Annotated in this window: 11 protein-coding genes and 1 pseudogene; 8 read left to right on the top strand and 4 right to left on the bottom strand. The window is 37.5% G+C overall.

The features are described from left to right. The first annotated feature begins 85 nt into the window (after nucleotides 1-85). From ribBA to MKL36_RS17260, 8 genes and pseudogenes are all read left to right on the top strand, one after another. Nucleotides 86-1,207: a bifunctional 3,4-dihydroxy-2-butanone-4-phosphate synthase/GTP cyclohydrolase II gene (ribBA, locus tag MKL36_RS17295; protein ID WP_001131392.1), complete on the top strand. Its 1,122-nt coding sequence runs from the start codon at nucleotides 86-88 to the stop codon at nucleotides 1,205-1,207. An 11-nt stretch (nucleotides 1,208-1,218) separates the two neighbouring features. Next, a complete protein-coding gene (gene ribH / locus MKL36_RS17290; protein WP_001007829.1) occupies nucleotides 1,219-1,689 on the top strand; it encodes a 6,7-dimethyl-8-ribityllumazine synthase in 471 nt (156 codons plus the stop codon). A gap of 3 nt (nucleotides 1,690-1,692) precedes the next feature. Further along, on the top strand, nucleotides 1,693-2,142 hold the full coding sequence (nusB, locus tag MKL36_RS17285; protein ID WP_000084188.1) for a transcription antitermination factor NusB: 450 nt from the start codon (nucleotides 1,693-1,695) through the stop codon (nucleotides 2,140-2,142). Between the two features lie 15 nt (nucleotides 2,143-2,157). Continuing rightward, entirely contained in the window at nucleotides 2,158-3,075 is a 918-nt protein-coding gene (gene thiL / locus MKL36_RS17280) for a thiamine-phosphate kinase (RefSeq protein WP_021510236.1), read from the top strand. Next, nucleotides 3,053-3,586, top strand: coding sequence for a phosphatidylglycerophosphatase A family protein (locus MKL36_RS17275; RefSeq protein ID WP_021510237.1), 534 nt, complete (start codon nucleotides 3,053-3,055; stop codon nucleotides 3,584-3,586). Before thiL ends, MKL36_RS17275 begins: the two co-directional genes overlap by 23 nt. A gap of 8 nt (nucleotides 3,587-3,594) precedes the next feature. Beyond that, complete coding sequence (glmU, locus tag MKL36_RS17270; RefSeq protein ID WP_000108581.1) at nucleotides 3,595-4,959, top strand: bifunctional UDP-N-acetylglucosamine diphosphorylase/glucosamine-1-phosphate N-acetyltransferase GlmU; 1,365 nt, start codon at nucleotides 3,595-3,597, stop codon at nucleotides 4,957-4,959. A 12-nt stretch (nucleotides 4,960-4,971) separates the two neighbouring features. Beyond that, nucleotides 4,972-6,810: a glutamine--fructose-6-phosphate transaminase (isomerizing) gene (glmS, locus tag MKL36_RS17265; protein WP_021510238.1), complete on the top strand. Its 1,839-nt coding sequence runs from the start codon at nucleotides 4,972-4,974 to the stop codon at nucleotides 6,808-6,810. 138 nt (nucleotides 6,811-6,948) lie between these two features. Then, nucleotides 6,949-7,137, top strand: a pseudogene (locus tag MKL36_RS17260) (Tn7-like element transposition protein TnsE); the annotation flags it as partial. Nucleotides 7,138-7,272: 135 nt separating this feature from the next. Here MKL36_RS17260 and MKL36_RS17255 read toward each other — a convergent pair. From MKL36_RS17255 to MKL36_RS17240, 4 genes are read right to left on the bottom strand one after another with little or no spacing between them, the layout of a single operon-like run. Then, nucleotides 7,273-8,346 (bottom strand): methyltransferase, encoded by a 1,074-nt coding sequence (locus MKL36_RS17255; RefSeq protein ID WP_021510239.1) that lies wholly within the window; start codon nucleotides 8,344-8,346, stop codon nucleotides 7,273-7,275. Further along, the gene (locus MKL36_RS17250) at nucleotides 8,346-9,341 is read right to left on the bottom strand and encodes a hypothetical protein (protein WP_021510240.1); all 996 of its coding nucleotides are present in this window, start codon (nucleotides 9,339-9,341) and stop codon (nucleotides 8,346-8,348) included. The genes MKL36_RS17255 and MKL36_RS17250 overlap by 1 nt, the downstream gene beginning before the upstream one ends. Next, nucleotides 9,334-11,259, bottom strand: a complete 1,926-nt coding sequence (locus tag MKL36_RS17245) for an ORC-CDC6 family AAA ATPase (RefSeq protein ID WP_021510241.1) — start codon at nucleotides 11,257-11,259, stop codon at nucleotides 9,334-9,336. Before MKL36_RS17245 ends, MKL36_RS17250 begins: the two co-directional genes overlap by 8 nt. Then, complete coding sequence (locus tag MKL36_RS17240) at nucleotides 11,256-12,176, bottom strand: phosphoribosyltransferase-like protein (RefSeq protein WP_021510242.1); 921 nt, start codon at nucleotides 12,174-12,176, stop codon at nucleotides 11,256-11,258. Before MKL36_RS17240 ends, MKL36_RS17245 begins: the two co-directional genes overlap by 4 nt. Nucleotides 12,177-12,188: the final 12 nt, after the last annotated feature.

Raw genomic sequence — 12,188 nt, 5'->3', positions numbered from 1 at the left:
TCATAGGCAAAATTCTATAAACAGCGTAAACTATGCGAAATTTATTCAATAGAAATTGTCTTACGACAAAAAAAGGTGAAAGCGAATGCCGCTGAGTCGTGTTGAAGAACTTGTCGCCGATATTCGTGCAGGCAAAATGGTCATCTTAATGGATGACGAAGACCGTGAAAATGAAGGTGACCTTGTCATCGCAGCAACGCATGTACGCCCTGAAGATATTAACTTCATGATTACACATGCACGCGGTTTAGTTTGCTTAACTTTAAGCCGTGAACGTTGTAAACAATTAAACCTCCCGCTGATGGTTGACCAGAACGGTGCCCAGCATGGTACTAACTTTACGTTATCTATCGAAGCAGCTGAAGGTATTACTACAGGTATTTCGGCAGCAGAACGTGCTCACACGATTCAAGCTGCTGTGGCAGCACATGCCAAACCAACCGATATTGTACAACCGGGCCATATTTTCCCACTCATGGCACAGCCAGGTGGTGTATTACACCGTGCAGGTCATACCGAGGCAGGTTGTGATTTAGCACGACTGGCAGGTCTTGAGCCTGCATCTGTCATTTGTGAAATCATCAAAGAAGATGGCACAATGGCACGCCGCGCAGATTTAGAAATTTTTGCTGAGAAGCATGGCCTAAAAATTGGTACAATTGCCGACCTAATTCACTACCGTATGACCAATGAGCAAACTGTAGAACGTTTGGATCAAAGAACGATTCAAACAGAATATGGTTCATTTGAGCTCTATCGCTATCGTGAGATAGGTAACCCTGACATTCATTTGGCTTTAGTCAAAGGTGAGCCAAAAGAAGGCGTTACAACGGTACGTGTACATGGTTTTAGTCCTGTTCGCGATTTGCTTAAGCTAAATAAAGCTGACGGTGAACCGGCTTGGAATCTAGACCGTGCGCTACAAACGATTGCAGCAAGTGACCGCGGCGTTTTAGTCTGGATCGGACAAGATCATTTGCAAGACTTGGGACCAGCGTTGGATGATTTAACTAAGCCAAAACCGGTGAAATCCAATGCAGCACTTTCACATCAATATCAAACCATTGGTGTTGGTGCTCAAATTTTGCGTGATTTAGGTGTTGAAAAAATGAAGCTTCTTAGCTCACCATTGCGTTTCAATGCCTTATCTGGCTTTAATTTAGAAGTAGTGGAATATGTCACTGCTGATCAAATCACAACGAAATAATCGAGGTTGCTATGGCAATTCGCCGTATTGAAGGTTTATTACATCTCGCAAGCGAAGGTCGTTATGCGATTTTAGTGGGTCGTTTCAACAGTTTTGTTGTTGAACACTTATTAGAAGGCGCGATCGACACGTTAAAACGTCATGGCGTAAATGAAGATAACATTACTGTTATTCACGCTCCAGGCGCATGGGAACTACCGATCGTTGCTAAAAAATTAGCTACATCAAACCAGTTTGATGCCATCATTGCACTCGGTGCAGTCATTCGTGGTAGCACACCTCACTTTGACTTTGTTGCTGGTGAATGTGCGAAAGGTTTAGGTGTAGTCGCGTTAGAAAGCAGCTTGCCTGTTATCAATGGTGTATTAACTACTGACAGCATCGAGCAAGCAATCGAACGCTCAGGTACAAAAGCAGGAAACAAAGGTAGCGAAGCTGCTTTAACTGCAATTGAAATGGTTAATTTATTAAAGGCAATTTAAAGCATGTCTCAAACACTGCAAGCCGCTTATGCAGCAAAACGTAAAGCACGTCGTTTTGCTGTACAAGGTATTTATGAGTGGCAAATGAGTCACAACCCTGTACATGAAATTGAAGCGCGTACACGTGCTGAAAATGCAATGCACAAGGTAGACTTGAACTATTATCACGAACTACTTACTCAAGTTATCGCTCAGCACGAAGACCTTGATGCGTTACTTATTCCGGTACTTGACCGTGAAATTGACGCGCTAGATGGTGTAGAGCTCGCAACTTTGCGTTTAGGTGCTTACGAGTTACGTGATCATCTAGAAATTCCATATCGTGTGGTACTTGATGAAGCAATCGAACTTGCGAAGCATTTTGGCGGAGCAGACAGTCATAAATACATCAATGGTGTATTAGACCGTTTAAGTTCGACACTGCGTAGCGCAGAAAAACAACAAGCAAAATAATAGGCTTGATGTTCTATGGCTGAGTTCTCAATTATTGACCAATACTTTAATCGTCAGTCACATCCTGACGTTGCGCTTGGTATTGGTGATGACTCAGCCTTAATTACTCCCCCTCCAAATCAACAATTGGTGATCTGTGCAGATACACTTGTTGCTGGACGTCACTTCCCTCTTGAAACCTCGCCCCATGCGATTGGCTGGAAAAGTGTTGCCGTAAATCTGTCTGATATTGCTGCAATGGGCGCCAAACCACATAGTATTTTACTTGCGATCAGCTTGCCTCAAGTTGACCATGAGTGGCTTGAAGGATTTAGTCAGGGAATCTATGACTGTTGTGATCAATTTGGAGTTGCCTTAATTGGCGGAGATACCACTCAAGGTCCGCACCTTACCATTACCGTCACAGCCATGGGCTGGATTGAAACAGGAAAAGCTGTATTACGTTCAGGCGCTAAGGTCGGTGATTATGTTTGTGTAAGTGGGCAGATTGGTGATGCTGCTTATGGGCTTCAGCATTTAGGACATTCCCTACAACAAAGACTGGACTATCCGACGCCACGTTGTAAGCTTGGAGAAGAGCTAAAAGGGCTCGCCTCTAGCATGATCGATGTGTCAGATGGTTTAGCTCAAGATTTAGGACATATTTTAAAAGCGTCCAAGGTTGGAGCACGACTCATCCTGGAAAAATTACCTGTTGATCCTGTACTGCAACAACTAGAAGAACAACAACGTTGGCAATATGCCTTGGCAGGTGGTGATGACTACGAATTATGTTTTACAATAACACCGCAAAATTATGAAAAACTTTTGCAAAAACAACTAGACGTTAAGATTACAATGATCGGACAGATCGTTGAGCAAACAAAACTAACTTTTGAGCATTTGGGTTCAGATTACCCATTGCGAATTCATGGATACCAACACTTTGCATAAACCGCCGATTCATTTTAAAGACATGTCTTGGTTCAACCGCTGCATCGTTTTCTGTGGGGTTGGTTTTGGATCTGGTCTTGCTCCTAAAGCACCTGGTACTTTTGGCTCTGCTTTCGCCTTACTTTTTGTTCCCATCTGGTTATCTCTTGGATTTACTTTAAGTTTAATCGCTATTCTCATCATGTCAGTGGTGGGTATTTATATTTGCGGTCAAACTGCAAAAATCCTTGATGTTCATGATGATGGACGAATTGTTTGGGATGAATTTGCAGGACAATCAATTACTCTTCTGCCTTTAATATTTTTTAATATAATGTCGTTACAATGGGCACTAATTGGTTTTTGCTTATTCCGCCTGTTTGATGTTTGGAAACCTTGGCCAATCCGTGTTGCTGACCAGAAAGTTGCTGGTGGCTTCGGAATTATGCTAGACGACATCATTGCAGGGCTTTGGGCGGCACTCTGTATCATCATATTTATTACTTTCTGGGGCATAACGCCATTTAAGTAGGTTTACTCATGTCAACTACCGTCATTATCCTTGCTGCAGGCAAAGGAACGCGAATGCGTTCACAACTACCTAAAGTATTGCAACCTTTAGCTGGACGCCCGCTACTAGGACATGTTATTAAAACAGCAAAACAACTATTAGCAGAAAATATCATTACCATTTATGGACATGGCGGCGATCACGTAAAAAAGACTTTCGCACAAGAAAACATTCAATGGGTTGAACAAGCAGAACAGTTAGGGACTGGTCATGCTGTACAAATGACTTTACCGGTACTTCCTAAAGACGGCATTTCATTAATTTTATACGGTGATGTTCCTTTAGTCCGTCAAACAACGCTTGAACAGCTGATTGAAGCATCAAATAAAACCGGTATTGGTATGATTACTTTACATGTCGATAACCCAACAGGTTATGGTCGTATTGTCCGCCAAGACGGTAAAATCCAAGCGATTGTTGAACATAAAGACGCAACCGAAGCTCAGCGTCAAATTCAAGAAATCAACACAGGTATTTACTGTGTCAGCAATGCAAAACTGCATGAGTGGTTGCCTAAGCTTTCAAATGAAAATGCACAAGGCGAATACTATTTAACTGATATCGTTGCGATGGCTGTTGCTGATGGTTTAGAAATCGCCTCAATTCAACCAGAGCTCGCATTTGAAGTTGAAGGTGTAAATGACCGCCTGCAACTTGCAGCACTTGAGCGTGAATTTCAGAAGCAGCAAGCAAAAGAACTTATGCAGCAAGGCGTAACTTTTGCTGATCCTGCACGTTTTGATTTACGTGGTACAGTAAAAGTTGGTCATGATGTCCGTATTGATGTGAATGTCATTATTGAAGGCGACTGTGAACTCGGTGACTTTGTCGAAATCGGTGCTGGCTGTATCTTAAAAAATACAACCATTGCAGCGGGCACTAAAGTCCAAGCATACAGCGTTTTTGATGGAGCAGTTGTTGGGGAAAATACCCAAATTGGTCCTTTCGCACGCTTACGTCCAGGTGCTAAATTGGCAAACGAAGTACATATCGGCAACTTTGTTGAAGTCAAAAATACAACGATCGGTCTAGGCAGTAAAGCTAACCATTTCACCTATTTAGGTGATGCCGAGATCGGTGCTGAATCAAATATTGGGGCAGGTACAATCACCTGCAATTATGATGGTGCAAATAAACACAAAACCACTATTGGCGATGCAGTTTTTATCGGTTCTAATAGCTCGCTGGTTGCGCCTGTGACTATTGGTAATGGAGCAACAGTCGGTGCGGGTTCTGTGATTACGAAAGATGTGGCTGAACAAAGTCTCTCCTTTGAGCGTGCTCAACAAATTTCTAAAGCAAATTATCAACGTCCCCAAAAGCTTAAAAAATAAGAGGATTGAAGTATGTGTGGTATCGTCGGAGGCGTTGCAGAACGTTGTGTAACCGAGATTTTAATTGAAGGTTTAAAACGTCTTGAATATCGTGGTTATGATTCGGCAGGCGTTGCTTTACTCAATAACCAGCAAATTTTACGTGAGCGCCGTGTTGGTAAAGTTGCCAATCTTGCAGACGCTGTTTCAGAACACCAGCTTACTGGAGCAATCGGTATTGCTCATACCCGTTGGGCAACACACGGTAAACCGACCGAAAATAATGCTCACCCGCACATGTCAGGCAAGGTAGCAGTCGTTCACAACGGTATTATCGAGAACTATCAAGAGCTTAAAGATGACCTTCAAGCTTTAGGATATGTATTTACTTCTCAAACAGATACTGAAGTGGTAGCCCATTTAGTTGCAGAAGCTCTAAAAAATACTGATAGTTTACTTGAAGCAGTAGAATCTGTAGTTCCTCAGCTTAAAGGTGCCTATGCGTTAGGTATTATTCACAGCGATTACCCAGATGAACTCATTACTGTACGTGAAGGTTCACCACTTGTAATTGGTGTGGGTATTGGCGAGAACTTTATCAGTTCAGACCAATTGGCCCTTTTACCAGTAACAAACCGTTTTATTTACTTAGAGGAAGGCGATATTGCCCGTCTTACTCGTACTTCAATTGAAGTATTTGTAAAAGGTGAACGTGTTGAACGTCCAGTTAAAGAACTTGATGCAACTGTAAGCAGTGCTTCAAAAGGTGAATATAAACACTACATGCTCAAAGAAATTTATGAGCAGCCTGAAGCAATCAAACAAACAATTTCTCAAGCACTTGATGGCAACAATTTACGTGATGATTTCTTGAAAGATGCTGATGCAGATTTCAGTAAACTTCAAAGTGTTCAAATTATTGCTTGTGGTACAAGTTATCACTCAGGAATGATCGCTAAATATTGGTTTGAACAGTTAATTGGCGTGCCTTGCCAAGTTGAAATCGCAAGTGAGTTCCGCTATCGCACTCCTGTAATTGTTGAAAATACACTTTATATTTGTATTTCACAGTCAGGTGAAACTGCTGATACTTTAGCTGCACTACGTGAAACTCAAAAACGTGCTAAAGCAAACAATATCGATATTCAGACTTTAACGATCTGTAACGTCGCAACTTCTTCAATGGTGCGTGAAACTGATCACCACTTATTGACGCTTGCAGGCCCAGAGATTGGGGTTGCATCAACAAAAGCGTTCACGACTCAGCTTGCTGCATTAATGTTGTTAATCTTGAAAATTGGTCAAGTGAAACAGCGTATTAGCAATGTGATGATTGAAGAGCTTGCTCGTGAATTGTGGCACAGCCCGAAAGTCATTCTTGATACGCTTAAGCAAGATGCTGAAATTTTACGTTTATCAGAATTGTTCGTTGAAAAACAACACTGTTTATTCTTAGGCCGAGGCACACACTATCCAATCGCTTTGGAGGGTGCATTAAAGCTTAAAGAAATTTCATATATTCACGCAGAAGGTTATGCGGCTGGTGAGTTAAAACATGGCCCATTGGCACTTGTTGATACTGAAATGCCAATCGTGATTCTTGCGCCAAATGACGAAATGCTTGATAAGCTTAAGTCGAATATGGAAGAAGTTCAGGCGCGTGGCGGTGAATTATTCGTTTTCGCTGATGAAAATAGCGGCGTAGTTGAAAAAGATCGTCAACACGTTGTACAAATTCCAGCAGTAAACGAATGGCTTGCTCCAATCATTTATAGCGTACCAGTTCAGTTGTTGTCTTATCACGTTGCTGTATTACGTGGTACAGACGTTGACCAGCCACGTAACTTGGCGAAGTCAGTAACTGTAGAATAAAAATATAGGCTTATCAAAGCGGCCATAGTTTTGATAGCTCATATTGAAAAGCCCGATATGTAACGCATATCGGGCTTTTTTATTGCCTGATTCAAAGGATTCATATAAAACAAATATAAAAATGTAAAAACTGATGGCAATCCTAGATGTGTAGCCGAAGTTAGTTTCCAGCTTAATAAACAAAACATTATGATCTTAGAGGCTGATACTTCTGATAATAAGAAACTACTTTCAACTCGTGTTTTATCACTTAAAGATAGAAATCATTGCAATACTACTAATCATGCCAAAGTACTTGAGCTAGTAGTTACTCGATGTTTACGTTAGCCAAAAGAAATCTTTAAAAACCTGCTATAAAAAAATAAAGCTTCGAATATCAGCAATGTAACTATAAATAATCAGATATTATCAAATAAAGATTTAAAAAAAGGCGTGATCGTCCAAGTGATTGCTAAATACTATTTAAGCAGCAATTTCTTTTAATTGAGCACACTTGCTTAAATACAAACTATTTATAAAATACTCTATTTTATCTAAGGAGCTATACAGAGCCCCTGTCCCCGAGTAATTTTTTTTAAAATCGTCCCAATACATGTATATAGCTTTTTTCAAACATTCTGCTTCTGCTAAATTTTTACATTTTATGGAAAAAATACAGTCAGAAATTACTATTTCTAGTTCTGAAGATAAGATACAAATTTTTTCCTGATTAAAATTACCTACTCTAGGAAATAGAACTGCAGGCCCCCTTACTATAGAGTTTTTATTAGCAACTTTAAAACAATTTAAAAAATCGATAGTATTGTTTTTTAATGAAGAGGTATGAACTAATGGATAACCTTTGTCGAAGCTATTAATTGATGCCGTATGCATCTGAAATTTTCCTCTAAACACTCTTGGATTTAATTTATCAATAGATAATTGAATATCCTCCTGATAATTAGTTGGTTTTATATTTTCAATCATAATGATTGATGTTTTTACTCTTACTTTATCGAAAGTAGCTTCTCTATTATGTGTAATAATTTTAAATTTATAATTTTCTTTTAAGTAGGTTAGTGCTTTTTTATCTCTTTGGCTTGTTAAGCAGCCATTAGGAACAACAGCAACTAAAAAGCCACCTGATTTTAAAAAATTAAGGGAGTTATAAATAAAATTAAGGGCCACACCAGATTTGATTTTCGCTTCTGTATTCTCCCATAATATTGGTTTAATTCCTCTTTGACTAAATGGCGGATTTAATAAAATTAAATCAATTTTATTTTCGAATTTTTTTAGTTCAGAGTTAGCAATAGCTCTTCTATCTAAAAAATCAACATTGAACTTATCCCAGTCATTATTTAATAAATTTAGAGTATTTATAGATAAATCATTTGCAACAACATTTAATCCTCTAGGCCACTTTTTTAAAGCAGCATAAATTAAACTCCCCTCACCAACTGCAAAGTCTGCAATATAAGAAGGCTGAAATGCAGTTGGCAAGGAATCCACCAAAAGACTTGCTAAAAGAGGAGGAGTAAAGTGTTGATCTATCATTAAGTTAAACTTGCCCTACGTGTTCTCAAACTTCTGATGAAATCTTGTGTCCTGGTTGGATTAGGCTTAACTATACTAGAAACATGATAAACATGCAGCTTTGAAGACCCATCAGTCCTTCCAGGTTTTCTAACTGGATGATCATAGATTATCTCTATTTGGGGATGATTCAACACAAACATAACTGCTGCTAAAGCATGAGGTTTCGTTCCAATTGGAGCTATTTTGATATGTTGATCTTTAAACCTGCTATATAAGTCAGTTAATAAGTAATAACAGCTAAATGGACAATCTCCAGGTGCATATCGAATTGATTGCCATGAATGAGTCTCACTTAATGAAGCTTTATTACCTTTCAAAGTTTCAAAAACATACCAAGGTTTAAATCCTGGTAGGCCTATGATAGGAAAAATATGCTCATTTGCTGGCTGAGTTTGCTCAATAATATATTTTAATCGAGCTCCTTCAAAACCAAGTAGTGGGATAAATAATGTCTCAGCTTTCTTAGGAGCTAGAACAGCAAAACCTGGCAAAGGAGAAATTTCAGTAATTTTATCACTTAAATCATATATTTGACCTTCTAAAGGGGCTGAACTTCGACTATATAAACTAGGTTCAACATATACAACTAAGACTTTAAAACCATTATCAATTGCGGATTTTAAAATACTGGCCCAAGTTGAATGAGACAGACCTGTAATATCTATATAAATATTTGTACTTTTTTGGATTCCTTGCCAAAGACTTGCAATATTTTTATCGCTTCTTAAGAAAATTTCATTCGATTTATCTCCATTAATGATAAATGAACTCATTGTTTGCTCTGAAATTTCAATGAAACTAACATTAGTAGTAGAACTTTTCCATTCAGCAATGTGTTGGCTTCTAGCTTCATCTGTAAACCCAAAAACATACACACTATTATCAAGTGGTTTAAATTCAGCCACACCATTGTAAGTATCTGTAAAAATAGGAATATTTTTTAATTTATTCATAGTAGCTTCCGAAAAGTTGAAGCTGATCTGGCAACTGTAGTCCTAAACTCTCACTACGGTTAGAATTATCAAGAACTTCTTTAATCCCTGCTTTTGGCTGATGTATTAACTTTAAAAGACTGCTAGATGACAATGCAATTTTGCGTTTTTTTCTATGCGAAAATTCAAAGAAAGGAGCAAAAATTGGATGAATCATATATTCATAAGCTTTAGTATCAGCTCTATCTGTAAGCTTATTACCTGGGGTTCTAGTTATTGCCAAATGCATCACTGCTTGGTCTAAAATCATTTTTACCTTATCTTCAGTTGCTACATCAGAATCAGGAATCAACTGAAATTGATTTGCTTCTGGCGTATGCCCCAAAGGTGAAGCAGCCAAAACTCCAAAAACTCGCCCTAGACTTAATAATAATTTTGTAAGTTTGGCACCTTCAACACTGAGTCCCTCTAATTCAGAAAGATTCTTTTTTCCAATTTGAATTGCTGCATTAGTTTGTAATTCAAAAGAAATAGGAATAAAGCTATTGATTTCTTTTCCTTCTAAAGCTGTTAAGTGTTCAAGTAATGCTGCATGTACCAATTCTAATAAATATCTTATGTTTCCATTAGCTAGATTTAAATATGTATCCCAGCCTGTATAATATTTACGTATTCCTACTTTACCTGATCGAATGGCAAACAGTGATGCGTAAAAGTGATTATTTAATCTGGTATTCCAAATATCTCTACCATTTGATATCCAATCTACAACTAATTCAGGAAAACTTTTATCTTTTTCCTTTTCACTCCAATACTTTATAAAATATAGATACCCAGGTTCAATCTCTTTTGCTTTTTTAAAGCTATCTTTATCTAATTTATTTTCTAGCTCTTTTAACCACTCAAGATGACTATCTCTTAGAAGTAAATTTGCCTCTTCCAGTTGAGTAAGTGCAGGTAAAAGATCAGTAATTCTAAGCTCTTGCTCATTTCCAAGAAAACTCGGATCATTTAAACGGCTATCAATTACTGCTTCAGCAAATTCCTTAAATTTATTAGCATCTTTTCCACTAGCATTCTGAAATTTTTCAGTTAAATCTATACGCACATAATCCGCAGGTGATGTTAACTGCTCATTCTGATTTAAAGTAGCTTTTTGTCTAAAACCCAGTTCTCTTACACCAATTTTAAAAGTATAAAAGCTATTATTATGCTTAACAAGCGTATTCAAAATCTGTTGCTGATAATCTTGAAAATTTTCAAACTCATCAATTAAGAAGAAAAACTGTTTACCTTCTAGTACAGTGTTTGATATTAAGGCTTCACTTAAAATATCAATTGGGAGGCCCAACATGGTAATTTTAGTAGGTGGATTATCAATTACTTGGTTTATAGATGATTCAAACTCTAATAAAGAGATTTCAATTTCTTCATCTAAATAGTCTAAAGACTCTATTGATTGATCAAATTGAAATACTTTATTTATATTTCTCCATTTTCTTGAAGATATTTCTATTTTCTCACCTGTAGTTTGCTCATACCATAACGAAAATCTCACTAATTCTTTACAAAAACATAAGTTTATATAATGGCTAAAATATCTTATCCACTTTTCTAAAGAAACATCATTGCCACCGAATGTAGTTACTCGATTAGTATTTGCACGATAATAAATACCGATAAACTGCCAATCTTTAATTTTTTCTCTTTTCGTAAACAATTGATTAAGAGTGAATTGTCCATCATAAGAGAGCCCCTTTAGTACAGTAGTTTTCCCAGTTCCTCTGCCCCCAATTAAAACACATGGTCTATTTGTTTTTAATTCAGAAAAATATCCTGGTTCATTGAAGTGGTCGAACAGCTTTGAACTTAACCATTCAGCCCTATATAAACCTAATAAATTTTGAGCTTGTGTTAATCTCAGTAAATAATTATTCATAACTCTCCCTTTTTCAAAAGAGGCTTAAACCCTCCTTCATTATGATAAAATAAAGGCAGTGTTGCATCTGGCCAACCGTGGGAAAAACTTAATGCTAACCCCAATTCTAAATATCCTTGCCAACTAACAATCTTTGTCCCATCCGCATTTACAATCACCCCAGCATTTTCTAATTCAGGTATACCAACTTTCATACTCATTTCTTTAATAAAATCTGGACCATCTTTAGAGAAATCTCTCCATATATAGGATTCTGAATTCAATGCACTATGAAGTTCAGTATATAAATGAGCAGGTAGTACTTTTACAGGACAAAATTTGCTAATTAAGTTATATCCCATCTGAGTACATATTGCTGGACAATAAAAAAATTTCCTATTCGGGAAGTGCTCATATATTTTTTGAAAAGTTATATTCGGTAAAATTTCTTGATGATGCCAGAAACTAATAAATTGATTACCAGAACCAACAAAATCATCGACAAAAACAAAGCTTGCTTCAGAATTAGATTGAATTACTTCAATAAACTTTTGTGAGGTAATTATTTGTGTTTCTGGTATACCTAGCACATCTCTAGAGCTTCTTGTGAATATGTAACCACTATCCGCATCACTTGGATCCTCTCCCGTAACCCTCATTATATAAAGATTATCTAAAAAAACTGACCACTCTCTAGCTGATAAAATAGAATCCGTCTTATTTGTCAGAATATATTTTGAAAGTGATACAAAACTACTTTTAAATAATTGTTTAACCATATCTTCTGAAAAATATGTGAATTTTTCTAATAACCTTTTTGCAAAACGTGACTCGTCTGAATCAAAATTGCTCATCCATTCTTGTGGAGCAAATTGATTTCTTCTTGGCCAAACTCCTGTCTCTACAAAATACTTCCACTGATCATCGCTCTGAAACATTGCTATATCCAA

It is taken from the genome of Acinetobacter sp. AOR12_HL (assembly GCF_027855275.1).
GTDB lineage: Bacteria > Pseudomonadota > Gammaproteobacteria > Pseudomonadales > Moraxellaceae > Acinetobacter > Acinetobacter baumannii.
Note: the sequence above shows the minus strand (reverse complement) of the source record. Positions and strands in the feature narration are given on the sequence as shown.

Bases quoted from the DNA above. Each gene is read 5' to 3' on its own strand.
- ribBA (WP_001131392.1), top strand. From the start codon at position 86: ATGCCGCTGAGTCGTGTTGAAGAACTTGTCGCCGATATTCGTGCAGGC.
- ribH (WP_001007829.1), top strand. From the start codon at position 1,219: ATGGCAATTCGCCGTATTGAAGGTTTATTACATCTCGCAAGCGAAGGT.
- nusB (WP_000084188.1), top strand. From the start codon at position 1,693: ATGTCTCAAACACTGCAAGCCGCTTATGCAGCAAAACGTAAAGCACGT.
- thiL (WP_021510236.1), top strand. From the start codon at position 2,158: ATGGCTGAGTTCTCAATTATTGACCAATACTTTAATCGTCAGTCACAT.
- MKL36_RS17275 (WP_021510237.1), top strand. From the start codon at position 3,053: ATGGATACCAACACTTTGCATAAACCGCCGATTCATTTTAAAGACATG.
- glmU (WP_000108581.1), top strand. From the start codon at position 3,595: ATGTCAACTACCGTCATTATCCTTGCTGCAGGCAAAGGAACGCGAATG.
- glmS (WP_021510238.1), top strand. From the start codon at position 4,972: ATGTGTGGTATCGTCGGAGGCGTTGCAGAACGTTGTGTAACCGAGATT.
- MKL36_RS17255 (WP_021510239.1), bottom strand. From the start codon at position 8,346: ATGATAGATCAACACTTTACTCCTCCTCTTTTAGCAAGTCTTTTGGTG.
- MKL36_RS17250 (WP_021510240.1), bottom strand. From the start codon at position 9,341: ATGAATAAATTAAAAAATATTCCTATTTTTACAGATACTTACAATGGT.
- MKL36_RS17245 (WP_021510241.1), bottom strand. From the start codon at position 11,259: ATGAATAATTATTTACTGAGATTAACACAAGCTCAAAATTTATTAGGT.
- MKL36_RS17240 (WP_021510242.1), bottom strand. From the start codon at position 12,176: ATGTTTCAGAGCGATGATCAGTGGAAGTATTTTGTAGAGACAGGAGTT.